Origin of the sequence: Sphingobium sp. SA916, assembly GCF_002894065.1 — a bacterium.
GTDB lineage: Bacteria > Pseudomonadota > Alphaproteobacteria > Sphingomonadales > Sphingomonadaceae > Sphingobium > Sphingobium fuliginis.
Window position 1 is genome coordinate 1 of the sequence record NZ_LXYF01000072.1, and the last position, 23429, is coordinate 23429.

Sequence of the window (23429 nt, forward strand, 5' to 3'; positions counted from 1 at the left end):
ATCGCATCGATCAGCCGCTCGGGTATCCCGCACAGACCGAACCCGCCAGCGCACAGATGCATGCCGTCGAACAGCAAACCCTCCAACGCACTCGCCGCATCCGAATAAAGCTTTTTGACCATAAGCATGCCTCTCCTTCGGATCGCCATTCTGGCGGAGGCCAACTATCATTTCTAATGATTTGTTTTTTGCTTTAGCCAAAAGCCATGTCTATTAATCGCATTGGCCTCTTCCATCTGGAAACCCTGCTCTGGATCGACCGGCTCGGCACATTCGCTGCGGCGGCGGAGCGGTTGAACACCACCCAGCCGGCAATTTCGGCGCGGGTAAGGGAACTGGAGAGCCATCTGGGCGCCCGCCTGTTCCGCCGCGAAGGCCGGACCATGTCCTTCACCCCCGCCGGGCGGCAACTGGTGCGCGATTGCGGGCCTCTCTGGAGCGATCTGCAGAGCATGCTGCTGCGCTGCGGCGGATTGGCGGAAGCGAGCGGCGTGGTCCGCATCGGCGCAGGCGAAATCGCCGCGGCAAGCTGCCTTCCGGACTTCGTGTCGCAATTGAAGGGGGCGATGCCGCATGTCAGCCTGGAACTGGAAATCGACCTGACCGCCAACCTGATCCAGCAATTGCTGGTCGGGCGCGCCGATATTTCCTTCGCGGCCGGGCCCATCGCGCATCCGGCGCTCCAGTCGCATCCCATCGGCGGGGTGAGCCTGGTCTGGCTCGCCAGTCCCGCCATTGCCGCGTCATTCCACGGCGATGCGGGGGACCGCACCATTCCGATCTGGTCGCTGGCCAGCCATTCCCCGATCTATGGGCGGATGCGCGACGCGATCGCCGCTTCGCAGATCGCCCGTAAATCGCTCAACCTGTGCAACAATGCGCGGATGATGATCGACATCGCCAAGGCGGGTGGCGGGATCGGCATCTTCCCGGAACCCATGGCCCGCGCCGACCTGATGAGCGGAGCCCTCGTGAAACTGGAGGGCATGCCGGCCCTGTCGCCCATTGAGTTCCATGTGGCCAAGCGTATTTCGGACAATGATCCGGTGATCGCCGCCATTTTCGAGCAGGCGAGCGCGCTGCGGCTGGGGCCGGAGGGCGAGGGCTGACCGCTGCCGAGACGGGCTTCAGGAACCCAGCGCCTGATTGGGATCGACGGTCCTTATGCTGCCGGGCATGTCGCGGCTTTCGGCCGGAGTGGCGGCGGCCGGGCCGCCCGGAGCCACGCCCGATCCCAGGGAAACCTCCTTGTCGACATAGACCTCGAACAGCGTGCCGGCGGGCAGCTTGACGTCCTTTCCGCGGACGATCACCGCCAGCGGCAGGAAGACGATGCCCGCGCCCACCGCGCCCAGGGTGCCGGACTTGCCCTGGGAATTGCGCTGGCCGCGCACCGGCACGTCCATCCCGCCCGCCCTGACCGTGCTGACCTTGATGTCGAGCTTGCCCGATCGGCCGAGCAGGCCATTGTCCCTGACGCGGCTCACTTCCCCCACCGCCGGGCTGCCGGCGGGGATGAGCGTCACGCCGCCGATCGTCACCGGCTTGGCCACGGCCAGTTCGATCCTGTCGCCGACGCGGGCGGATTTGGAGGAAATCTCCTGCCGGGTTTCCAGTTGGATGGCCATGCCTTCGGGAAGGATCGTCGATTGGGCAAGGGCGGGACCGGCGCTCGCCGCCAGCAGCAGGGGGATGGCAGAGCGCATCGGCAATGACAGGCGAATCATCGGTCCATCCTCTCCGCTTCGGCGGCCACGCCCCCGACCGGCATGCAATTTACGCTTCCGGGGCCAGGGCATCAAGGAACGAGTCGGACCTGGCGCGGGCGAACGGCGCAGCCATCGCCGCGACGACCTTCGGCTGTGCCGACCGTCAGCCAGAGCGCCGCGTTCAATCGGGCGCAGGTCGCGCCTTCGCGCGGATGCCGATGTGGGAGACGGTCGGGCGGACGCCGGCCGATCCCGGCCCTCAGGGTTTCGCCTGTCGGGTCGAACCGCGTTCCACCCTGTCAGGACGAACTCAGGCGGATGCCCTTTGCCCGGACGGCGCGAACGCCTGCGCCAGCGGTCCCGCCATGCCCAGCACCGTCAATTCCCCGTCCATCAGCATCCTGCCGGCCTGCTTGCGCTGCACCTTGCCGCTGGTCGTGCGGGGGATCGCGCTGGCGGGCACCATCACCAGATCGGTGATGGCCAGTTCCAGCCGCTCCATGGCCGTGGCGCGCAGCCGGGCGGCAAGGTCCTGGAGTTTCTCGTCCGACAGGGACCGGGCGTCGTCGCGCTTCATCTCCGCGATCAGGACGATATGCTGCGCATCGCCCATCTCGATCTCCACGGCGGCGGCGCTTGCCTGTCCCACCGTGCCGGAAAGTTCCGACCAGATCTGCTCGACATCGCTAGGCGCATGGTTGCGGCCCCGGACGATGATCAGGTCCTTGAGGCGGCTGACGATGAAAAATCCATCGGCCGTGGAAAAGCCGAGATCGCCGGTGCGCAGGAACGGCCCGCCTTCGTCCAGCCGGCCGAAGCTCGCCTCCGTCGCGGCGGGATTGTCGATATAGCCGGCGGTGATGTGCGGGCCGCGCAGCCAGATTTCGCCCACCGCGCCATCGGGCAGCGCCTCGCCGGTTTCGGGATCGACGATCCGCGCCTCCGCCCCGGCCATGGCGGGGCCGCAGCAGGCGAGGTCCAGCACGGCGTCCCCGCCGGCGCTCTCCACCGCCCGACCTGCCGCGAGAGCGCGGCTGTCGTAGCTCTTGACGATGGGGTCGCTCCGGGGCGGAACCGCGATGGTCACGAGGGTGGATTCAGCCAGTCCATAGCAGGGCAGGAAGGCGCGCCTGTCGAAACCGGCATCGGCAAAGCATTCGGCAAAGCGGTCGAGCGTGGCGGGCCGCACCCGCTCCGCCCCGTTGAACGCGACGCGCCAGCCCGACAGGTCGAGACCGTCCGGCATGCCCCGCCGCGTGGCATGGTCGACGCAGAGGTCGTAGCCGAAATTGGGCCCGCCGCTGGTATGCGCGCGATAACGGGAAATGAGTTGCAGCCAGGACATTGGCCTGTTGATGAACGCGGCGGGCGAGGTGATCACGCAGGTCGAGCCCAGGAACAGCGGTTGCAGGATGTTCCCGAACAGCCCCTGATCGTGATAATGCGGCACCCAGCCGACGAAATGGGAATCCCGGTCGTGGCCGAAGGCGGCGCGGATCATCGTCTCATTGGCGATGATGTTGCCATGGCTGATCATCACCCCCTTCGGGTTCGACGTTGTGCCGGAGGTGAACTGGAGCACGGCGAGCCGGTCCGGCGCGAGCGCCAGCGGCGAGAAGGCGTGCGATTCCGCCGCGAGCGCGGCAAATTCCAGATAGCGCACCGGGCCGGCGGACAGGGCGGCGGACAGTTCCTCCCCGAACAGGCCGGCCATGCCGTCGTCCAGCAGGATGCAGTCGGGCCGGATGTCGTCCAGCATGTTCAGGATATTCCGAAGCCGCGCTTTGCGCCGGCCGACCGGGGCGAGCGGAATGGCGACGCCGCCGACCGCGAGGCAGGCAAGCAGCGCGAGCGCGAAGTCGGTCCCCGCCGAGAAGAGGAGGGCGATCCGGGGACCGGCCAGCCCCCCCGCCGCCAACCCCCCCGCCGCCAACCCCCGTGCCGCCATGGCGCCGGCAAGCTGCCCGACCTGCGCCGCCACCTGCGCATAGGTCAGGCTGCTCTGCGGACCGTCGCCCTGGTCGAATATCAGCGCCGGCCGGTCCGGGACGCTGTTCCCATGGTCCAGTACGATGTCGACGATCGACCGGCTGAAGTCTATCTGCATCTTTTTTGCGAACCCGATGCTTTGGAGCCTTTTCACATGGAGCGAAAACGCCCAGTCCTTTGATGCCGCATGGTCCCGGTCGCCAGGCGATTCCGCCCGCTGGCCGGGATATTCTGGTCATTCCGTCGCGAAGGCTATCCGGAGCAGGCCGATCTTCCGCATGCGGAAACCGGCGGCCGACATGCGCAGATAACGGGAATATTTCTCGACCGGATGGATGGCCGGATCCACCACCCCGCTGCGGACCGCGCCGCGCAGCCGGTTACTCCACATCTCGCAGGTGCGCGCATAGTCCAGCCCGTCGTCGCGCAGCCGCTCGACGCGGAACAGACCCTTGCAGGCGACCACGATGTCCTCCAGCGTCGGCAGTTCCGCCGCCGGGAAGATCTCGTTCGCAATGAAGGGATTGGCGTCCTCCGGCGACATCCTGCCATAGGCGATGGTCTGGAGCGACAGACGGCCCTTCCCTTCCATCCAGTCGCGGCAGGCCTGGAAGAATTCGCGGTACACGCCGCGGCGCTCGTCCACGCTCTGCTGCGGATGGGCGAAATGCTCGAACGCGCCGACGGAGATGATCGCATCGAACGGCCTGTCGGGACGATAGTCGTGCCAGTTGGAAAGGACCGCGCCGATGCCGGGATCGCCCGATTGCTCGATATAGGCGAGCTGTTCCTCGCTCAGCGTCAGGCCGACGCATTCGGCGGCGCCATGCCTGCGCCGCAGGTTGCGCATCATGCCGCCCCAGCCGCAACCGACGTCCAATATGCGCATGCCCTCGCCGGCGCCGACCGATTCCGCATGATAGTCGAGCTTGCGCTGCTGCGCCTCCTCCAGCGGGGCGTCCTTGGGCAGGCCGTCCCACATCGCGCTGGAATAGGTCATGCTGGGGTCGAGCCACGCCGAATAGAAGTCGTTGCCGACATCATAATGGTGGCGGATGGCGGCGGCCGATCCGCCAAATTCGATCTGTTCGTCCTGGATCATGGCCGGACGCCGCCCTGCTGCGCCGCCATGTCGCTGACCGCCGCGGCGATGCCCGTCGCCGCGTCGCGGATCGCCTCCGCCTCGAACAACAGTTCCAGCGGCAGTTCGTCGGGCAGGTTCAGCCAGTTCTCCAGCTCCACCATCAGCGAGATCGCCTTGGCGGAATCGATCCCGAAACTGTCGAACGGCGCATCGGGAGAGACGGCGGCGGGCGCCACATTCACGATTTCAGCGATGCGGGCAATGATCCAGCTTTCGATTTCCTCTGCCGATGCCTGTCGAATAAGGTCGGAATTCATCAATGTCCCCCTGAAGCCGAACGGGTCGCCCCGAATCTGCCATAATAGACGTCCGCCCCGGTCGTGGCGGACGGGTGTGTGACGGAACCGATCTCCGGCTGGGCGGCGATCTTCTGCAGTTCCGGATGCTCGCGCGCCAGCCGGGCCGCCGCGACGTGCACATTCTCCTCCTCCGGAAGAAGCTGGTCGATGGTGATGTGCGAAGGCCGGGGCAGGCCCCACATCTGGCGCATCTCGTCGAGCGCGGCCTGCGACACCTCCACCTCATAGGCGACGGCCTCCCCCTGGCCATAGTCCATGGCGGAACCGAGCAGGGTCAGCTTCCAGCCGACGCCGTAGCAGAAGCTGAGCATGCGGACATCGGTGAAGCCCACGCAACGGTCGATCCCGGCCTCATAGGCCAGTTCCAGCGGCGCGATCATGCACGCGGCCTTCCGTCGCAGATTGTGGCGGCGCATGCCCCGCTCAATGCAGAATCCGCGGCTCAGTTCCCAGGTGCGCCCGTCGTCGATGGGGCGGATGCCGGCGGGCAGGACATGCGAAAAATGATCGAGCAGCATGGAACAGTCGTCGGTGGGGCGGAAACGCAGCCCCATGACGACCCGGTTCTCGGTCGAAAAGCCTATGATGTTGCTCGCGCGCGCATCATCATATTCGTCATATTCCAATCCGTCCTCGACCCTGAGATCCCAGCCGAGCCGGTTGACGAACACCTCCGCGCGGGCCTGGTGCAAATCTCTGATCTCGTCCTGGTACAGTGCGGAATTGTTCTTCGAAATCAGATGAATCAAATCCGTTCGTCCCCCGCATGCAGCGGCAGCGCCTGTAACATATTATACAGGGGAGGTCATCGGAAAGTTGCAGGGTGCAATCCATGTTCCCCGCAAAAAACCCGGTCGATAAAGGGGGTTCAGGCGGCCTGCTTCTGCCGGGCGCGCTGGACATGCACCTTCACCGCCTGGACGGAGCGGTCGAGTGCCTCGGCAATGTCGAGGTCGCACCACCCGGCCTGCCGCTGGTCGAGGCAGAACAGCTCGGTCTCGGTCAGGGCGGACGCGGCCAGATCGTCGCGCGCGTCGAGCAGGGCGATGCCCCGGCACAGGTAGAGCGTCGCCATGGCGTGCAGGTTCGCGCGTTCCTCCGGGCTTTCCAGCATGCTCAGCAGGCGGATCTCAACCTCATATTGCCGTTCGTCCCAGCCGGTGATCGGAAAGCAGATCTGCGGCAGGACCTCCGGCTGTGCGATCGGCCCGCACCAGCCGGTCTCACCGAACAGGAAGCGCCGCTCCCCATCGCCGACAGCGTAGCAGGCATGGCTCGCCGCCTGAAGGCCCAGGGCCTGGCTGAAGCGGGTGACGAGGCTCTCGATGCTGAGCGTGCTGTCGACCCCCGCGTTGAAATCGGCGGCGGTGGTCGAACTTCCGGCGCGAAGCTGGGTGCTGGGGATATATTCGCTCATGGTTCCTCACGCGGCATATGCCTGCCGTCATGCCGCGTCAGGTCTTAAAAGCGGGTTAAGCGTGCCTTCCTGCCGCCTGATTCCTGTTTGCGGCGGAACGAGCGTTCGCCGGGTTGCGGGGCCGCCGGCCGCAGAGCGCAAGCTCGTCCGATCCGGAGCCGGACGCAGGAAGAGTTTAACCAGCGGTTTACCAAGTCCGCCTATGATCGGCGGATTGAAAAAATATAGCGGGTTTCGTGGGCGATGACGAATTTTGGGTACAGGCGGCGATGGAAGTGGGCACTTCTGGTTTCCGCGACGATCGAACTGGCAGCTTCCGGCACGGCCCGGGCGCAGGCCCCGGCCGATGCGGACATGCGCGCCGACATCACGGTGACGGCGCGCAAGGTGCCGGAACCGCTGCTGAAGGCGCCGCTGGCGGTCACCAGCATTTCGGGCGATTCGATCGTGGCGGCGGGGTTGCAGACCATCACCGACCTGACCCGCATGGCCCCCAATGTCGACATCGGCGGGGGCATTGCAGGCCAGTTGCAGGGGCAGATCTCGATCCGCGGCATCTCCACCCTGGTCCGCAATATCGGGCTGGAAACCGGCGTCGGCATCTATGTGGACGATGTCTATGTCGGCCGGCCGGAAAATTTCGTCCAGCATCTTCTGGATGTCGACCGGGTGGAAATCGTGCGCGGCCCGCAAGGGACGGAATATGGCAAGAACACCATCGCCGGCGTCGTCAACGTCCAGACGAAGCAGCCCGACGCCGATCCCGGCGCCTCCATCCGGCTGGACGCGGGCAATTACGATTACAGGCGGGGCGAGGCGGTGCTGGGCACGCGCCTCAACGAACGGCTTTCGGTGCGCGGCGCGGTGGCCTATGCCCGGCAGGACGGCTTCTACAAGCATCTGTCCGGCGGCAGGGATGCGGGATCGACCGACCTGCTGACCTGGCGGCTGTCGGCCAAATATGCGCCGACCGACCAACTGTCCTTCATCGCCCGGTGGGAGGGGCTGCGCGACCGCGGCACGCCCGCCTTCTTCCAGGCGGACGCGCTGGCCGGCTATCCGGCGGATTTCCCTTCGCGGGAGCCGCTGCACATCAACAACAACCGGCCCAACCGGTTGCACCGCGACAGCCAGGGCATTTCGCTGAGGACGGAATGGGCATCGGACGCGATCACGCTGACGGCCATCACCGCCTATCGCGATTCCTCCTATCATGCCTCGCTGGACGACGATCAGGAGCAGGTCGACTTCGTCTCCGCGGACAATTTCAGCGACGATTCCCATTTCTTCAGCCAGGAACTGCGGCTGGCGGGCGGCACCGGCAAGCTGCGCTATCTGCTGGGCGCCTATTATTTCGACCAGATGGTGCGCACCGACCGGGGCCTGGGTCTGGGCGCCGATACGGGCGTGCCGGGCGAACCGATGCTGACCACCAAGGGCAGCGTCAAGACGGAGAGCGGGGCGCTGTTCGGGCGGCTCGACTATGAACTGACCGATCGCCTGTCGCTTTCCGCCGGCCTGCGCTACACCAGGGAGAAGAAGCGCGCCCATTTCGTCCAGGATGACGCCAGCGGGACGGGTATCTTCACCTATCTGGGCTTCCCGAACCTCACCTTCGACGGCCGGTCGACCGATGACGACCTGTCGCCCAGCGCGACCATTTCCTATGAGGTCGTGCCGGACGCCAATGTCTATGCGCGCTTCTCCCGCGGCTTCAAGAGCGCGGCTTACAATGTCGACCTCGCCTCTTCGCTGGGCGGGCTGACCGCCAGCCCGGAAAAGGCGACCAGCTATGAGGTCGGCTTCAAGATGCTGACGCTGGACCGGCGGATGCGGCTGAACCTTGCCGCGTTCCACACCGATTACGACCGGTTGCAGGTGTCGCAGGTGCTGGGCAGCGGGCTGGCGCTCACCAATGCCGGCCGCGCGCAGGTGGAGGGCGTGGAAGGCGAGCTGTCGCTGCAACTGACGTCCCGGCTGCGGCTGGAGGGGAATGCCGCCATTCTGGACGCACATTATAAGAGGTTCGACAATTGCGGCGTTCCCGCATCGGTCATTCCCTCTGTCGGCAGCCCCAGCACCGACTGCACCGGCAACGACCTGGTCCTGGCGCCCCATTTCACCGGCTATGGCGCCGTCAGCTATGAGGTTCCGGTGCGGATCGGCACGATCTTCGCCCGCGCGGATGTGGATCACCGGTCGACCGTCTATTTCGAGCCGACCAATTCGGACGCCTTCAAGGCCGGGCCGCGCACGCTGGTCAACCTGCGTTTCGGCCTGCGTCGAGGGCAGTGGGACATCGCCGCCTGGGTCCAGAACCTGACCGACAGGATCTACAAGACCTATGCCGACGACCGGTCCGGTCTGGGCGTGTACCGAACGGCGGCATACGGGCCGCCGCGCACCTATGGCGTCAGCCTTTCGGCGGCATTTTAGGACGTTGCGCTTGGGCGTGCTGGCTATGGCCCATATGGCGGCCATTAAGGAAATCTTAGCCAGCAAATGGTGAAACCTTCTTAAGGGCCGCGGCGCCGGGACAGCAGGAGTAGAATGGCGGACCAGATTTCATCGCGGTCACCTGATGAATTTCAAGGCAGGCAGGACCCGATGGATGGCGACCAGCAGATACTGGCGTCGGCAGGGGTCTTGCGGTGGTCGGTTGACGGGGATGGGCTATGCCATCCCGATGCCGCCACCGCGAGCCGTTTCGGCGTGCGGGACGGCCAGCCGCTGCTTCGCTGGTTCCGCGGCGTGCACCGGATCTTTCGCAAGCCCGTGCTCCAGCTTGCCCGCGCCGTTCTGCGCATGGGCAGGGCCGAAGCGACGCTGACGCTGGAGGATCGTGAAGGCGTCATGAGGAATATGCGTGTCGTCGCGCGCATCCGTCGTGACGGGGCGGGCCGGCCGGCGGCCGACCTGGTGATGATCGACGTCACGACCGAACATGCCGAAATCGGACGGCTGCGCCGCAGCACGGAAAATCTGCGCCTGATCGTCGAATATAATCCTCAGCTTCCCTGGCTGGCCGATCCCGACGGCCGGATCATCGACTTCACCGATCGCTGGCTGGAAAGTTCCGGCCTGGACCGGGAGGAGGCGGAGGGCAATGGCTGGCTTGCGGCGACGCATCCGGATGACATCGGCCCGCTGACCCACCGGATCACCCATTCGCTGACCACCGGCGAGCCCTTCGACGTGCGCGTGCGGCTGATGGTCAACGACCAGTATCGCTGGATGCGGGCGCAGGCCTATCCCCGGCGCGACGAGGAAGGCCGGATCATCCGCTGGTACGGCTATACCGAGGACATCCATGAAAGCGTGCTGATCGAGGAGCAGATACGCTGGAACGCCGAGCATGATTCGCTGACGCAACTGCCCAACCGGGCGATGTTCAACGCCTGCCTGGACAAGGCGCTGGCGAGCGCCATGACCGACTTCAAGAAGGTCGGCGTCTTCCTGCTCGACATCGACAATTTCAAGGACGTCAACGACCTGATGGGCCATCATGCCGGTGACGAGCTGTTGAAGAGCTTTGCCTCCCGCCTCAAGGAAATCTTCGCCGGCGACGGGGTGGTGGCGCGGCTGGGCGGCGACGAGTTCGCCATATTGATCGAGAATGTCGAAAGCCGACAGCAGCTTGCCGATCTCGCCAATCGCGTCCTCACCATTCGGGAGACGCTGTTCGCCGCCGGGCGCTCGCTCGAATGCCGCGGCAGCATCGGCGTGGCCGCATTCCCCGAGGATGGCCGGGTCGCGACGGAACTGCTGCGCCATGCCGACCTGGCGCTTTATCGCGCCAAGTCGCTGGGCCGGGGGCGCATGCAGATGTTCGAGCAGTCGCTGCTGGAGGACATGCAGGAGCGCGTGGCCATGATCAACCGAGCGCGGACCGCCGTGCGCGACGGCACGATCATCAGCTATTATCAGCCCAAGGTGTCGTTGCAGACGGGCGAACTGGTCGGGTTCGAAGCGCTGCTGCGGTGGCGCGACAGTTGCGGCACCATCCGCTCGCCCGCCGAAATCTACGCGGCGTTCGACGATCATGACGTCGCCGACATGATCGGCCAGACGATGACCAGCCAGGTGTTCGCCGACATGGCCGCATGGCGCGCGCGCGGGCTGACGCTGGGGCATGTCGCCATCAACGTGTCCTCGGCCGAATTGCGGCGGGAACGCTTTGCCGGACGCTTGATCGAGACCATGGACCGCTTCTCCATCGCGCCCGATTCCATAGAGATCGAGATCACCGAAGGGGTGTTCCTGGGCGCGGGGTCGGACACGGTGCGCCGTTCCATCGACGAACTGCACATGTGCAACATCCCGCTGGCGCTGGACGATTTCGGGACCGGCTTCGCCTCGCTTTCCCATTTGCGGTCGCTGCCCGTCAGCACGCTGAAGATCGACCGTTCCTTCGTCAGCGGCGTGACGGCGCGCGAAAGCGATGCCGCCATCGTTTCCGCGCTGATCACGCTGGGCCGCGCGCTCAACATGAAGGTGGTGGCGGAAGGCGTCGAGGAAGCGGACCAGTCGGTCAAGCTGCGCGAACTGGGCTGCGACTATGCCCAGGGTTTCTATTTCGGCCGCCCCGCGCCGTCGGAGAATATTCCCGCGCTGATCCAGTCGTGGAGCGAGAATAGCGCCATCATCACCCTGAACCGGCGGGCCGCGCCCTGGTCTCCGCGCGGGATGCGCGGGGAAGGCCGCGCGGACTCGCTGACCGCCTGAGGGAAGACCGGATCCCGGTCAGGTGAGGCGCAGCGACGTGATGCGGCTTCAATCCGCTCGCGCCTGGAGCACGCTGCGCCAGATAGGACGCGGGTCGCGTGCTCCAGCTTTCTGTTGTCCGATCCTTTCAGGCGGAAAACCGGTTCCCGCCCGTCGGCAGGCTCAGGGCAGCTTTTCCGCACGATTGGCTCTAGCCGTTGACGATGGTGCCCCCATTGGGATGCAGCACCTGCCCCGACATGTAGCTGGCGTCATCGCAGGCGAGGAAGAGGAAGGACGGGGCGACTTCATTGGGCTGGCCCGGCCTGCCCATGGGCGTGCTTTCCCCGAAATGCTCCAGCTTTTCCGGACTTGCCCCGCCGCTGGGGTTGAGCGGGGTCCAGATCGGACCCGGCGCGACGGCGTTCACCCTGATGCCGTCCCCCACCAGATTTTCGGACAGCGACCGGGTGAAGGCGGTGATCGCCCCCTTGGTGCTGGAATAGTCGAGCAGTTCCTTCGACCCCTGATACATGGTGACGGAGGTGCAGTTGACGATCGCCGCCCCGCGCTTCAGATGCGGGCGGACCGCCTGCGTCAGGAAGAACATGGCGAAGATGTTGGTCTGGAAGGTGCGGCGCAGCTGTTCCTCGCTGATGTCGGTGATGTCGCTGTCCGGGTGCTGCTCGCCCGCATTGTTGACGAGGATGTCGATCCGCCCGAACTGCTCGACCACCTGCGCCACGGCCCGCTGGCAGAAGTCCCGGTCGCCCAGGTCGCCCGCGATCGTGAGCGCCCGCCGCCCTTCCGCCCTAACGATCCCGGCGGTCTTTTCCGCGTCGTCATGTTCGCAGAGGTAGAAGATCGCGACATCGGCCCCTTCGCGGGCATAGAGCGCCGCGACCGCCCGCCCGATTCCGCTGTCGGCGCCGGTGACGATCGCCACCTTGCCCGCCAGCCGGCCGGAGCCGGGATAGCGCGGTTCCCATTCGGGCTTGGGCTCCAGCCGGCTTTCATGGCCGGGCAGGCCATCCTCATGGATCATCTCTTCGGTATCGGGCATCGCAAATCTCCTTTTCCCGAAGAACACATTGCCTGCTGGGGAGTTCATTGGCTGGAGCCCGGTTCGGCGCGTGGATGGGGCGGATGGAGACATGCGATGGTTCTGAAAGCCCTGGCCCTCAACTGCAGCCTCAAGGCGGGGGACGGCGAATCCAGCTCGACCGACGCGATGATCGCGGTGCTGGCGAAGGCCCTTGCCGCCCATGATGTCGAACTCACCGGCACGGTGCGGGTCGCGGCGCTCGACATCAGGCCCGGCGTGACGTCCGATGAAGGAGAGGGCGACGCCTGGCCGGCGTTGCGCCGCAGGATATTGGACCATGACATAGTGATCTTCGGCGGCCCGATCTGGCTGGGGCAGATCAGCAGCGTCGCCAAGCGGGTGCTGGAACGCATGGACGCCTTTCTGGGCGAGGCAGACGAGCGGGGCCGCATGCCGAGCTATGGCAAGGTTGCGGTCGCGGCGATTGTCGGCAATGAAGACGGGGCGCATTTTTCGACCGCGCAATGGTTTCAGGCGCTGAACGATGTCGGCTGGACGATTCCGGCCACGGCCGCCTGCTATTGGGTGGGGGAAGCTATGGGCTCGATCGATTTCAAGGATCTGGGGGAGGTGCCGGAGAAGGTGGAGAAGACCGCGAAGATGGTGGCGGGCAATGCGGCGCATCTGGCCGGCCTGCTCCGGTCCTCCCCCTATCCGGGCTGAACCCAGGTGGCGAAAACCGGCCGCGTCGCGCACATCCGGGAAAATATCGTCCTTTACGGCGCGCTGCTGGCCAATATCGGCATTGCGGTCGCCAAGTTCGTCGCCTCGGCCCTGACCGGCTCCTCCTCCATGCTGACGGAGGGGGTGCATTCGATGGTCGACAGCGGCAACCAGTTGCTGCTGCTCTATGGTCAGGCCAGGGCGAAGAAGCCCGCCGACGCCGCCCATCCCTTCGGCTATGGGCGGGAGCTGTATTTCTGGGCCTTCGTCGTCGCCATCCTGATCTTCGCGGTCGGCGCGGGCGTATCCATTTATGAAGGCTGGCTCCATATTCGGCAGCCGGAGCCGCTGCGCGACCCCGCCGTCAACTACATCGTCCTGGCCATCGCCTTCCTGATGGAGGGCGCATCCTGGACCATCGCCGTGCGGGAATTCGGACGCAAGCGCGGCCCCAGCAGTTGGTGGCAATCGATCCGCCGGTCGAAGGACCCGGCCGGCTTCATCGTCCTGTTCGAGGACAGCGCCGCGCTGATCGGGCTGATCGTGGCGGCCATCGGCGTCTGGGCCAGCCATTATTTCGGCAATGCGCGGCTGGACGGCGTCGCCTCCATCGTCATCGGGCTGGTGCTGGGCGCGGTGGCGGTGCTGCTGGCGCGGGAGGCCAAGGGCCTGCTTATCGGGGAGAGCGCCGACCGGGCCATCATCGACGCGGTCTGGGCGCTGCTCGACCGGCGGCCGGAGATCACCGCCGTCAATCACATCCGCACCATCCACACCGCGCCCGACGCGGTGTTCGTGGCGATCAGCGCCGATTTCGCCGACGATCTGCGCATGGGCCGGGCCGAAAGCCTGATCGAGGAGATGGAAAGCGAGATGAAGCGGGCAATTCCCGAACTCACCTCCATCTATATCCGTCCGGAAAAGCGGGAGGACGCCCTGGTCCAGCCGCGCGCTTCCGCCTGACGGCCGGCCCGCCCCGCCTGTTCGCGGCCTTCCACGTCCATATTCCGTCAATTGGCCCCTTGACCATCTGATGACGATCGTCATCTAACGCCGGTCGATCGATCCGGGAGGAAGGCCTTCATGCTGTCAGCGACTCTCGCCCGCCAAATGGGCACGCGGCAAATCCATTATGGATGGGCCGTGCTGGCCGCGACCTTCTTCACCATGCTGGTCGTCGCCGGCGCCGTGGGCGCGCCCGGCGTGTTCATCATCCCCCTGCAAAAGGAATTCGGCTGGAGTTCGGCGGATATTTCCGGGGCGCTGGCGATCCGTTTCCTGCTGTTCGGCGGGATGGGCCCGTTCGCCGCCGCCTTCATGAACCGCTTCGGCGTGCGGCGGATGATGCTGATCTCGCTGTCCATCATCGTCGGCGGACTGCTGCTGTCGATGGGCATGACCCGATTGTGGCATCTCGTCCTGCTGTGGGGCGTCGTCATCGGCATCGGCACCGGGCTCACCGCCATGGTGCTGGGCGCCACCGTCGCCACGCGCTGGTTCGCGCACAGGCGCGGGCTGGTCATGGGGCTGCTGTCGGCCAGCACCGCCACGGGTCAGCTGGCCTTCCTGCCGCTGCTCGCCGCGCTGACGGAGCGGTTCGGCTGGCGCGCCTCGGTCCTGCTGGTGTGCGGCGCGATCCTGCTGGCGGCGATGGTCGTGCTGCTGCTGATGCGCGACCGTCCCGCCGACCTCGGCCTGCCGCCCTATGGCGAGAGCGAGGTGCATCCCGCCCCGCCGCAGCCCGCCAGCTTCGGCGCCCTGTTGATGAGCCCGCTCCGCATCTTGGCCGATGCCGCGCGGGTGCCCAGCTTCTGGATATTGTTCTTTTCCTTCTACATCTGCGGCGCCAGCACCAACGGGCTGGTCCAGACGCATTTCATCGCGCTTTGCGGCGACTATGGGCTGGCGGCGGTGGGCGCGGCGTCGATGCTGGCGATGATGGGGCTGTTCGATTTCGCGGGCACGCTGGCGTCGGGCTGGCTGTCGGACCGGTTCGACAATCGCTGGCTGCTGTTCTGGTATTATGGGCTGCGCGGCCTTTCGCTGCTCTATCTGCCGTTTAGCGACTTCTCGTTCTACAGCCTGTCGGTCTTCGCGATGTTCTACGGCCTCGACTGGGTCGCGACCGTGCCGCCGACGGTCAAGCTGACGGCGCAGCGTTTCGGACCGGAGCGGGCCAATGTCGTGTTCGGCTGGATCTTCGCCGGGCATCAGCTCGGCGCGGCGAGCGCGGCGCTGGCGGGCGGCCTTTCGCGCACCGTCTGGCAAAGCTATATGCCCGCCTTCGTCGCGGCGGGGATATTGTGCCTGATCGGGGCGGGGCTGGTGCTGCTGATCAATCGCGGGCGGAGCAAGACCTTCGTCCTCGCCTGACCGGCTGTGTGGAGAGGCTTGGATGCTGCAAGGAAAAATCGCCCTCGTCACCGGAGCCGGACGCGGCCTGGGACGCGAGATCGCGCTGGGCCTGGCCGGGGCCGGCGCGCATGTCCTGCTCCATGGCCGAAATGTCGAGCAGCTTGAGGCGACCGCCGCCGCCATCGCCGCCTCGGGCGGGACGAGCGCGCCGCTGATCTTCGACCTGCAGGATGGCGAAGCGCTGCGGGCGGCGCTCGGCCCCTGCGGCCCGATCGACATATTGGTCAACAATGCAGGCCATCGCGACCGCAGGCCGATTGGAGAACTGGACCGGCCCGCGGTGCGGCGGATGCTGGAGGTCAATCTGGTCGCGCCCTTCGACCTCGCCCGCACCATCGCGGCCGGGATGAAGGAGGGCGGGCGGATCGTCAACGTCACGTCCATCGCGGGCCAGATCGCCCGGTCCGGCGACGCGGCCTACACCATGGCGAAGGGCGGGCTGGACGCGCTGACGCGGGCGCTGGCGGCGGAACTGGGCAGTCGCGGCATCACCGTGAACGCCGTCGCCCCCGGCTATTTCGCGACCGAGGCCAATGAGGAGATGACCGCCGACCCCGCCATAGCGGATCACCTCGCCCGCCGCACGTCGCTGGGGCGATGGGGCCGGCCGGAGGAGATTGTCGGCCCGGTTCTGTTCCTGGCGTCAGACGCGGCATCCTACGTCACCGGACAGGTGCTGGCGGTGGACGGCGGCTACACCGCCCACTTCTGAAGCGATTCAGGCGGCCAACCCCCGCATCCGCAGCAGCGCGTCGACCTCCGGCGCGCGCCCGGCGAAAGCCCGGAAATTCTCGGCGGCGGGGCGGCTCGCCCCGGCGGCAAGGATTTCACGCCGGAAAGCGGTCGCCCCGCCGCCCGGAATGTCGGCATGGGCGAAAATCTCGAACGCGTCGGCCGACAGCAGTTCCGCCCAGAGATAGGAATAATAGCCCGCCGCATAGCCGCCCGCGAAGATATGGCTGAACGCATGGGCAAAGCGGTTCCATTCCGGCGGATGCACCACGGCCACCGCCTTGCGCACCTGATCCAGCACGGCGTTGACCCGCGCGCCCTGTGCCGGGTCATAGTCGCGGTGGAGCAGCAGGTCGAAGGTCGCGAATTCGATCTGCCGCAATATGGCAAGGCCCGCCTGGAACTGGCGCGCCGCCAGCAGCCGGTCGAACATCGCCTGCGGCAGCGGCTCGCCGCTGTCGACATGGCCGGACAGGCCGATCAGCGTGTCCCCGTCCCAGGCGAAATTCTCCATGAACTGGCTGGGCAGTTCCACCGCGTCCCATTCCACGCCGCTGATGCCGCCGATCGACGGCAGGTCCACCTCGGTCAGCAGGTGATGCAGCACATGGCCGAATTCGTGGAACAGCGTCACCACGTCATTATGCGTCGCCAGCGAAGGCCGGTCGCCCGCGGGCGGCGCGAAATTGGTGGTGAGGTAGGCGATGGGCAGATGCAGCCGGTCGGCATCGCGGAAGCGCGAACGGCACACGTCCATCCACGCCCCGCCCCTTTTGCCCGCCCGCGCGAACAGGTCGAGATAGACGCCCGCCACCACGCTGTCGTCCGCGTCCAGCACGTCGTAGAACAGCACGTCCGGATGCCAGGTCGGCACGCCCTGCCGGGCGACGAGGCGGACGCCGAACAGCCGCTCGATCAGCGCCTGCGTTCCCGCAAGCACGCGGGGCAGGGGAAAATAGGCCTTCAGCGCCTCCTGATCCACGCCATGCAGCGTGCGGCGCATTGCTTCGGCCACATAGGAAAGGTCCCATGGCTGCACATCGTCCAGCTCCAGATGCTCGGCCGCGAAGGCGCGCGCCTCCGCCAGTTCGCGTTCCCCGACCGGCCGCGCCCGCCGGGCGAGGTCGGCCAGGAACGCCAGCGCTTCGTCCGCGTCGGCGGCCATCTTGGTCTCCAGCGAATGGGCGGCGGAATCGGCAAAGCCCAATATCTGCGCGGCTTCATGACGCAGCGCCATGATCGCGTCGATCCGTTCGCTATTGTCGTGGCTCCTGTCCTCCGCCTGATCGGAGGCGCGGCTGTTGTAGGCGCGATAGACCCGCTCCCGCAGCGCCCGGTCCTGCGCATGATAGAGGATCGCCAGCACGCTCGGCTGGCGCAGCGTGATCAGCCAGCCGGTCAGCCCCTTTTCCTGCGCATAGGCGGCCAGGATCGCCCTGTCGCTGTCCGGAACGCCCGCCAGCGCCGCCTCGTCGGTGACATGCTCGCTCCAGGCCTCGGTGGCGTCGAGCACCGCATTGCCGAATTTGGTGCTGAGGTCGCTCAACTCCACACCGATGTCCAGGAAACGCTGCCGCGCCTCACCCTCCAGCGCGACGCCCGCCAGACGGAAGCCACGCAGGGCGAGATCGACGGCCCGCTGCGCGGCGGGCGGCAGGCTGGCGAAATCGGGGCGGGCGGCGAGGCGGGCGACGGCATCGTGATGGGCCCGGTTCTGGCCCGCCTCCATCAGATAGGCGGTCATCAGCGCCTGCGCTGCGGCGTGCGCTTCCCGCAATTCGGGCGTGTCAGCGACGGAGGCGAGATGCCCCACCGGCGACCAAACCCGCGACAGCAGGAAATCGGCGCGCTCGGCGGCCAGGATGACCGCGTCGAAATCATCCTTCCCGCTGGCGGTGATCCCTTCGATGGCCGCGCGGTGGGCCGCGATCGCTTCCTCCATGGCGGGGACGACATGGGCAGGCCGGATGGCGGCGAAATCGGGCAGGTCGCTGTCGGCAAGAAGGGGATTGGCGGTGGTCATGGCTACTCGTGGCTTGCGGGCCTCCGTGGCAGGAGGAACAGCCTCTAATTGGGCGCGGGCGAGCGGCTGTTCAAGCGTTTCCGGTCAGGCGAGCGTCAGATAGATTTCCGCTTCGATGACCCAGTCCGCGCCGACCTGCCGCCATTTGGCGCTGTAGGTGCCGGATGCGAGGGGACGGTCCGAACCGGCGGTCACGCCCTGCCATCGGCCATGCTCCATCGCGATGGGTTCGACCGGCGAGGCGACGATATGCTCCGGCGTGCGGGTGTAGACGGTGCGCTCCGCTGCGGCGAATTCCCGCTTCCACGCCTGAAGCTGCGCCTTGCGGCCGGAGATCACCGTGCTGTCCGATCCGGTGACGAGCATGGCCTGGGGCGCGAGCAGGGGGCCGATGGCATTCAGGTCCGCCTCCGCCAGGGCGCGGTTGAAATCGGCGCGGCGCATGCGGATGGCAAGGTCGGGGGGTGGCGTCATCGGGCGGCTTTAGGATTCTTGACCGGAAATGGCCAGTTTAAGACATTCCCCTCCCGCAGGCGGGAGGGGTTAGGGGTGGGTGCGAGCGCAGCGAGCTTCCAGCTTAGCCGTTGAAAACTCACGCTGATGCCGCGCCAGCCCACCCCCTAGCCCCCTCCCGCCTGCGGGAGGGGGAATGTCCGCAATCCACCCCGGAAAACCGCTCAAATCCGCATCTGGTTCATCAGTCCCAGCGTCGCGGCATAATAGTCCTGATCGGCGGCGGCGGCCGGCAGGTTGCGGTTCAGCAGGCGTCCGGCGATGGCGGTGGCGCCGGCGGAGAGCGCATAGGGCGCGGTTTCGCCCGTGACCACATTCACCCAGGCGGGCAGCGGCCTGCCCGCGCGCACGAGGGCGAGCCAATAGCGCGCGATCGAGTCGCAAGCGCTCCGCCGCCCGCTCATCAGGCAGTAGAGCGGCACGCGGATGCCTTCGAAGCCGAAGACCGGATCGCGTCCCTCCGCCGGTTCGACCACGCCCTTGCCCTTGATGTCGAGCCAGTCGGCGGGAAGGCCGGAGGGGCCGAAGCGCGCGGCCTTCAGGATCTTCAGCCCATCGGCGGCCAACGGACCCCAGACGCGCGGTTCCAGCCGGGCGAAGGCGTCGATCGCCGGCCAGACATAATAAGAGGGGTTGACGATCACTCGATCCGCCTTGGCGAAGCCGACAAGGCCGGGCAGCAGCAGGGTGAAGCCGTGGCGCTGCACGATCAGCTTCTGCGCGACCGCGCCCCGGACCGCTGCCGACTGCTGCAGATAATCCGCCTTGCCCCAGCGGCGACCCGCCATCAGCAGCGCCCAGGCGATCAGCAGGTCGCCGTCGGTCGCATTGTTGGGATCGGCCACCGGATCGGCGCGGCCGGGCGTGTAGCGCCAGCTATGCAGCGCCATGTCCTTGCGCAACAGCGTCTGGGCGGTCCAGCGCGCCATGACGTCGAAGGCCGCGCTGTCGCCCGCCGCCTGCGCCAGCGCCATGCCATAGCCCTGACCCTCGCTATGGCTGACGCCGCCATTGCCATTGTCGACGATCCGGCCTTCTGGCGCCAGGAAGCGGGCCTTGTAGCCCTGCCAGAGCGCGGGATCGAGCATCAGGCCGTCCATGGATTTGGCGGAGGACTTGGCGCGGGCGCAGCCGGTCGTCAGGGCAAAGGCGAGGGCGGTCAGGACCGTCCGCCGTTCAAATCCCATGACGCAGTTCGATATGCCCGCCCTGGCTGCGTGAAATCCGGGTGCTGAGCCGTTCGCCGCTGCCCATCTGCCGGAACCATGCGTCATAGGCTCCCTCCAGGATGAAGGGGGCGACTCCGGCCCATATGCCGTCGGCATCACCCTCCAGCCTTTCGGGCAGGCCGTCATGGAAGATGTCGATTCCTTCATCGTCCAGTTCGAATCGGACGCTGCCCCAATGCAGCCTGTCCCAGACCATGTTGCCGTGCTGGGTCAGCCTGTCCATATCCTTGGCATTGACGATCGGATGGCTTTTGGCAAGCCGCGCGCCGACCGCGCGGAAAAAGCCCTGCATCTGTTCCGCCGTGGCGGCGGAGGCGATTTCGCCGAGGATCAGGCTGACGAAGCGCTGTGCAGCCTCCCCGCCGGATGCGAGCATGGCGATGTCCTGATTGCCCGCCATCGGGAAATCCTTCACGAACAACATCAATTGCCTCCGATATTCTGCTTGAGCCCGATCAGTGTCTTGAACTCCTTATATTCACCGAAAGTGTTGATATTCAGTTCCCCGCCCAGCCGCGTGTTCGGGCTGACCCGATAGGAAATCGCGCCGGCCGCCGACAGGCCGAAGCCGGTCTTGCTGATGCTGTCATAACGGGAACGGACGTCGCTGTTCTGGCTCTTGAGGAAATCCAGCACGCCCTGCGCGCCCGGCTCCGTCGGATAGACGGGCTCACCCTGCTGATCGTAGCTCTGATAGCCGGGCGCGACGCTGGCCTGGATGCTCATCGGGCCGTCATTCGTCCAGTAACGGATCGGGAAATTGACGCTGAGGAAGCTCTGCGGGCTGAAATAGCCGCCATGGCCGTAGGTGAAGTAATTCTGGTTGTTGTCGTAATTCTGGTAATTGACGTTGAAGCCCACGGAAACGCCCGAGCGCGCATTCTGCCACGCCCGCAAATAGCCGCCGGCATTGATCTCCACGCTGTCATTGTCGCGCACCGCCGTGCCGTCATAATGATAGAAGGAGCCGTCGGCATAGACGCCATTGCCGTTGCGGTCATAGGACAGGGACAGGCCGCCGCCGCTCTTCATCACAGCGCCCCAGAAGGCGCCGGTGCGTGGGTCGTCCGTGCCAGCATAGGCGATGATGCTGTCGGTCACGGGCTTGCGGTCGGCCCAGATGCGGGCGGTGGCGTTGGTGGACAGGCGGGGCGTCACCTCGATCCTGCCGGTGACATGCTCCTTGGGGAAACCCAGCGGCGTGACGCCCGCTTCCAGCTTCAGCAGCTTGCTGACATAGCTGGCGGTGACGGCGACGCCTGACTGATGCTGCGTTTCGGCGCTGGTGAGCTGGGACGGCTGCTCGTCCACGATCCCCTGCGCCTCGGGCGTGGCGTTGGTGCCGAAGCGGGCGAGGCCCGACCCGGTCGGGCGGCCCGAATCCAGCACGACCGCCGTTGCCTTGACGCCGACCCGGCCCCCCGCGACGGGTGCGGAGAGGGAAGCGCTGCCAGTCATTTCGCGCAATTTGCTGAGGCCCGTTTCGCCCGAGCGCGACCGATAGCCTGTGTCGACGTCGACGCGCGGGCCGCTTTCGTCGGCCGATTGCTGCAATTGCTGGTCGATCTCCGCCAGCACCGGATCTGCGGGGACGTTCGTTACGCCGCTGTTCCGATCGGCATAGGCCTGATCGGCATAGACCGGGTTGCCGTAGGAAGGCGCCGGGGCCGCCATTCCGGGAAAGCCGGCGGGGGCGGCATAGCCCGGCGCGGGCGGGTAGGCGGGCATGGCAGCCGGGGCGGGCACGCCAAAGCCTGACCCCACGGGCGGCTGAGGGGCAAAGCCCATGGGCGGCGCATAGGGCGCCGACAGGGCCGCGGGATTGCTGCCGAGCGCGAACGGATTGACCAGCTGCGGCGCGACCATGGCGCGGAAGGGGTTGGCCGATTGGGGCGCCGCCGCGAAGGGATTGCCGTTCGCCATGACGGCGCCAGGCGCCATGCCGGTTTCGCGCATGTAGAGCGCCCGGGCGGTCTTGAGGTAACGCGCCGCGTCCCCGTCATTGCCGCGCGTGCGGGCCATGCGGGCGGCTGCCATATAGACCCGGTAATCGGCCGGATGCATCTGGATCGCCTGCTGGGTGACGGCGCGCGCCGTTTCCATGTCGCCCGATGCGCTGGCCGTGTCGATTAGGCCCACCATCGCGTCGCGATCCGCCGGCTTCTGCGCCAGCAGCATGCGGAAGGTCTGCGCCGCCTGCGCGTTGAGGCCGCCCGATTGGTACAGCCGCGCCAGGGCGGAAAGGATTTCCTCATTGCCCGGCGCATCGTTCCATGCCGCCTGCAACATGTCGAAGGCCGGGGCGAACTGCCCCGCCTGCCGCATCCGGTCCGCCTGCGCGGCCGCCAGCGTCGCCTTCAGATTGCCGAGGCTGCGCTGGCCCTGAAGCGAGGGGCCGGCCAGCGCCGACGCCTTCTGCACGGCGCTCATGGCGATGCCGTCCTGTCCGGTTTGCGCCAGCACCCGCACCGCCGCGTCATAGGCGCCGGCATCATTGGCGGGGGCGTCCAGCGCCTGCGCCGCCAGCTGGCCCGCGCCGCGCGCATCGCCCAGTTCCAGCATGCCCTGCGCCAGCGCCCCCATGCGGTCGGCGGACAGGCCGCGCATCTCCGACGCCTGGCGCAACATGGCGAGCCCCTGGCCCTGCGCGCCCCGTGCCCCAGCGGCCTTCGCCTGGGCGATGGTGGCGGATATGCCGAGGCCGGCGATGAAGTTGCGCATCTCCGCCGTGCGCTGCCCTTCCGGAATGCGCGCGGCGACGGCCTGCGCATCGCCGGTGCGTCCCGCGCGGTCCAGGATCAGCGCGGCGGCGTAAAGCGGTTCGGGCTTGTCGGAATAGGAAAGCTGGCGGACCAGCGCGTCCTGCTCCGCCACGCGGCCCTGCTGCTGAAGCAGCCCGGCAAGATCGTAGGCGACCCAGGGATCGTCGGGCGCATTGCCCATGGCGGCGCGCAGCAACTGTTCGGCGCGGGCGCTGTCCCCTGCGTCCAGGGCGGCGCGCGCCTCGTTGCGGGTGGCGCTGGCCTGGGCCGTGGCGGCTCCAGCGCCGGCCTTGCCCAACTGGCGGTAGAGTTCGGCCGCCTCATTATAGCGGCCCTGCCGTTCATAGACGCTGGCCAGCACCGATACCGCAGGCCCCTTGTCGCGAAAGTCCGACTGGCTGAGCGCGGTGGCGAGCCGCTCCGCCTGCGCGAGGTCGCCCTTGTCGAGCGCCGTCCGGGCGGAGTCCAAATCGGCATAGAAGCGCGCCGACTGCAATGCCTCGGCCCATTTGCCCGCGCCCCCCATGCGCGAGGCGCGGGTCAGCAGGTCGCGGGCCTGCGCGAATTCGGACTTGCGCAGCCGCACGATCCCCATGCCGCCCAGCGCGTCGGCGTCGTTGGGATTGGCGGATAGCGCCGTGCGGAAGCGGGCGGCCGCGGCGTCGAGCTGTCCGGCCTCCAGCGCGCGGAAGCCGGCGGCACGGGCGTCGCCGCCCCGGTCCGTA

General features: G+C 66.9%; 20 protein-coding genes. 7 read left to right on the forward strand and 13 right to left on the reverse strand.

Going from position 1 to position 23429, the window contains the following annotated elements; genetic code table 11:
- On the reverse strand, nucleotides 1-122 hold a 122-nt coding region (locus tag A8G00_RS20440; protein WP_301182319.1), incomplete at its 3' end, for a CoA-transferase.
- 84 nt (nucleotides 123-206) lie between these two features.
- On the opposite strand from A8G00_RS20440, the gene A8G00_RS20445 reads away from it, so the two are divergent.
- Nucleotides 207-1109: a LysR family transcriptional regulator gene (locus tag A8G00_RS20445; RefSeq protein WP_103001543.1), complete on the forward strand. Its 903-nt coding sequence runs from the start codon at nucleotides 207-209 to the stop codon at nucleotides 1107-1109.
- Nucleotides 1110-1127: 18 nt separating this feature from the next.
- Here the strand turns inward: A8G00_RS20445 and A8G00_RS20450 are convergent, their stop codons facing one another.
- From A8G00_RS20450 to A8G00_RS20475, 6 genes are all read right to left on the reverse strand, one after another.
- Nucleotides 1128-1727, reverse strand: a complete 600-nt coding sequence (locus tag A8G00_RS20450; protein WP_025549430.1) for a hypothetical protein — start codon at nucleotides 1725-1727, stop codon at nucleotides 1128-1130.
- Nucleotides 1728-2019: 292 nt separating this feature from the next.
- Nucleotides 2020-3816 carry a fatty acyl-AMP ligase gene (locus A8G00_RS20455; protein WP_103001548.1) on the reverse strand — a complete coding sequence of 599 codons (1797 nt, stop codon included), beginning with the start codon at nucleotides 3814-3816 and terminating at the stop codon, nucleotides 2020-2022.
- Between the two features lie 117 nt (nucleotides 3817-3933).
- On the reverse strand, nucleotides 3934-4800 hold the full coding sequence (locus tag A8G00_RS20460; RefSeq protein ID WP_025551304.1) for a cyclopropane-fatty-acyl-phospholipid synthase family protein: 867 nt from the start codon (nucleotides 4798-4800) through the stop codon (nucleotides 3934-3936).
- Complete coding sequence (locus A8G00_RS20465) at nucleotides 4797-5099, reverse strand: acyl carrier protein (RefSeq protein ID WP_025551306.1); 303 nt, start codon at nucleotides 5097-5099, stop codon at nucleotides 4797-4799. The genes A8G00_RS20460 and A8G00_RS20465 overlap by 4 nt, the downstream gene beginning before the upstream one ends.
- Entirely contained in the window at nucleotides 5099-5890 is a 792-nt protein-coding gene (locus tag A8G00_RS20470) for an acyl-homoserine-lactone synthase (RefSeq protein ID WP_103001544.1), read from the reverse strand. The genes A8G00_RS20465 and A8G00_RS20470 overlap by 1 nt, the downstream gene beginning before the upstream one ends.
- A gap of 119 nt (nucleotides 5891-6009) precedes the next feature.
- Complete coding sequence (locus A8G00_RS20475) at nucleotides 6010-6558, reverse strand: hypothetical protein (RefSeq protein ID WP_025551310.1); 549 nt, start codon at nucleotides 6556-6558, stop codon at nucleotides 6010-6012.
- A gap of 243 nt (nucleotides 6559-6801) precedes the next feature.
- On the opposite strand from A8G00_RS20475, the gene A8G00_RS20480 reads away from it, so the two are divergent.
- Both A8G00_RS20480 and A8G00_RS20485 read left to right on the forward strand, forming a co-directional pair.
- Nucleotides 6802-8994, forward strand: coding sequence for a TonB-dependent receptor (locus A8G00_RS20480; RefSeq protein WP_065846771.1), 2193 nt, complete (start codon nucleotides 6802-6804; stop codon nucleotides 8992-8994).
- Between the two features lie 171 nt (nucleotides 8995-9165).
- Entirely contained in the window at nucleotides 9166-11283 is a 2118-nt protein-coding gene (locus A8G00_RS20485; protein WP_025551311.1) for a bifunctional diguanylate cyclase/phosphodiesterase, read from the forward strand.
- Nucleotides 11284-11473: 190 nt separating this feature from the next.
- Here the strand turns inward: A8G00_RS20485 and A8G00_RS20490 are convergent, their stop codons facing one another.
- A complete protein-coding gene (locus tag A8G00_RS20490) occupies nucleotides 11474-12325 on the reverse strand; it encodes a glucose 1-dehydrogenase (RefSeq protein WP_044661049.1) in 852 nt (283 codons plus the stop codon).
- Nucleotides 12326-12421: 96 nt separating this feature from the next.
- On the opposite strand from A8G00_RS20490, the gene A8G00_RS20495 reads away from it, so the two are divergent.
- The 4 genes from A8G00_RS20495 to A8G00_RS20510 all read left to right on the forward strand — a co-directional run bounded on the left by A8G00_RS20495 (nucleotide 12422) and on the right by A8G00_RS20510 (nucleotide 16157).
- Entirely contained in the window at nucleotides 12422-13030 is a 609-nt protein-coding gene (locus tag A8G00_RS20495) for a flavodoxin family protein (RefSeq protein WP_025551314.1), read from the forward strand.
- Nucleotides 13031-13036: 6 nt separating this feature from the next.
- On the forward strand, nucleotides 13037-13993 hold the full coding sequence (locus A8G00_RS20500; RefSeq protein WP_025551316.1) for a cation diffusion facilitator family transporter: 957 nt from the start codon (nucleotides 13037-13039) through the stop codon (nucleotides 13991-13993).
- 120 nt (nucleotides 13994-14113) lie between these two features.
- The gene (locus A8G00_RS20505; protein ID WP_025551318.1) at nucleotides 14114-15403 is read left to right on the forward strand and encodes an MFS transporter; all 1290 of its coding nucleotides are present in this window, start codon (nucleotides 14114-14116) and stop codon (nucleotides 15401-15403) included.
- Between the two features lie 22 nt (nucleotides 15404-15425).
- Entirely contained in the window at nucleotides 15426-16157 is a 732-nt protein-coding gene (locus A8G00_RS20510) for an SDR family oxidoreductase (RefSeq protein WP_099186602.1), read from the forward strand.
- 6 nt (nucleotides 16158-16163) lie between these two features.
- Here A8G00_RS20510 and A8G00_RS20515 read toward each other — a convergent pair whose 3' ends face one another.
- From A8G00_RS20515 to A8G00_RS20535, 5 genes are all read right to left on the reverse strand, one after another.
- Nucleotides 16164-18200, reverse strand: a complete 2037-nt coding sequence (locus tag A8G00_RS20515) for a M3 family metallopeptidase (RefSeq protein ID WP_103001545.1) — start codon at nucleotides 18198-18200, stop codon at nucleotides 16164-16166.
- A gap of 84 nt (nucleotides 18201-18284) precedes the next feature.
- On the reverse strand, nucleotides 18285-18674 hold the full coding sequence (locus tag A8G00_RS20520) for a nuclear transport factor 2 family protein (protein ID WP_103001546.1): 390 nt from the start codon (nucleotides 18672-18674) through the stop codon (nucleotides 18285-18287).
- A gap of 203 nt (nucleotides 18675-18877) precedes the next feature.
- Nucleotides 18878-19900 (reverse strand): glycosyl hydrolase family 8, encoded by a 1023-nt coding sequence (locus A8G00_RS20525; protein WP_025549998.1) that lies wholly within the window; start codon nucleotides 19898-19900, stop codon nucleotides 18878-18880.
- Nucleotides 19890-20366, reverse strand: coding sequence for a hypothetical protein (locus A8G00_RS20530; RefSeq protein ID WP_025549999.1), 477 nt, complete (start codon nucleotides 20364-20366; stop codon nucleotides 19890-19892). Before A8G00_RS20530 ends, A8G00_RS20525 begins: the two co-directional genes overlap by 11 nt.
- Nucleotides 20366-23429: cellulose biosynthesis protein BcsC (locus A8G00_RS20535; RefSeq protein WP_103001547.1), on the reverse strand; the 3064-nt coding region annotated here is incomplete at its 5' end. The genes A8G00_RS20535 and A8G00_RS20530, both read right to left, overlap by 1 nt.

What these genes read in the sequence shown, in the direction of transcription:
- A8G00_RS20460 (WP_025551304.1), bottom strand. Translation starts at nt 4,800, where the DNA reads ATGATCCAGGACGAACAGATCGAATTTGGCGGATCGGCCGCCGCCATC.
- A8G00_RS20450 (WP_025549430.1), bottom strand. Translation starts at nt 1,727, where the DNA reads ATGATTCGCCTGTCATTGCCGATGCGCTCTGCCATCCCCCTGCTGCTG.
- A8G00_RS20490 (WP_044661049.1), bottom strand. Translation starts at nt 12,325, where the DNA reads ATGCCCGATACCGAAGAGATGATCCATGAGGATGGCCTGCCCGGCCAT.
- A8G00_RS20485 (WP_025551311.1), top strand. Translation starts at nt 9,166, where the DNA reads ATGGATGGCGACCAGCAGATACTGGCGTCGGCAGGGGTCTTGCGGTGG.
- A8G00_RS20495 (WP_025551314.1), top strand. Translation starts at nt 12,422, where the DNA reads ATGGTTCTGAAAGCCCTGGCCCTCAACTGCAGCCTCAAGGCGGGGGAC.
- A8G00_RS20520 (WP_103001546.1), bottom strand. Translation starts at nt 18,674, where the DNA reads ATGACGCCACCCCCCGACCTTGCCATCCGCATGCGCCGCGCCGATTTC.
- A8G00_RS20510 (WP_099186602.1), top strand. Translation starts at nt 15,426, where the DNA reads ATGCTGCAAGGAAAAATCGCCCTCGTCACCGGAGCCGGACGCGGCCTG.
- A8G00_RS20455 (WP_103001548.1), bottom strand. Translation starts at nt 3,816, where the DNA reads ATGCAGATAGACTTCAGCCGGTCGATCGTCGACATCGTACTGGACCAT.
- A8G00_RS20530 (WP_025549999.1), bottom strand. Translation starts at nt 20,366, where the DNA reads ATGTTGTTCGTGAAGGATTTCCCGATGGCGGGCAATCAGGACATCGCC.
- A8G00_RS20445 (WP_103001543.1), top strand. Translation starts at nt 207, where the DNA reads ATGTCTATTAATCGCATTGGCCTCTTCCATCTGGAAACCCTGCTCTGG.
- A8G00_RS20515 (WP_103001545.1), bottom strand. Translation starts at nt 18,200, where the DNA reads ATGACCACCGCCAATCCCCTTCTTGCCGACAGCGACCTGCCCGATTTC.
- A8G00_RS20525 (WP_025549998.1), bottom strand. Translation starts at nt 19,900, where the DNA reads ATGGGATTTGAACGGCGGACGGTCCTGACCGCCCTCGCCTTTGCCCTG.
- A8G00_RS20480 (WP_065846771.1), top strand. Translation starts at nt 6,802, where the DNA reads ATGACGAATTTTGGGTACAGGCGGCGATGGAAGTGGGCACTTCTGGTT.
- A8G00_RS20465 (WP_025551306.1), bottom strand. Translation starts at nt 5,099, where the DNA reads ATGAATTCCGACCTTATTCGACAGGCATCGGCAGAGGAAATCGAAAGC.
- A8G00_RS20475 (WP_025551310.1), bottom strand. Translation starts at nt 6,558, where the DNA reads ATGAGCGAATATATCCCCAGCACCCAGCTTCGCGCCGGAAGTTCGACC.
- A8G00_RS20505 (WP_025551318.1), top strand. Translation starts at nt 14,114, where the DNA reads ATGCTGTCAGCGACTCTCGCCCGCCAAATGGGCACGCGGCAAATCCAT.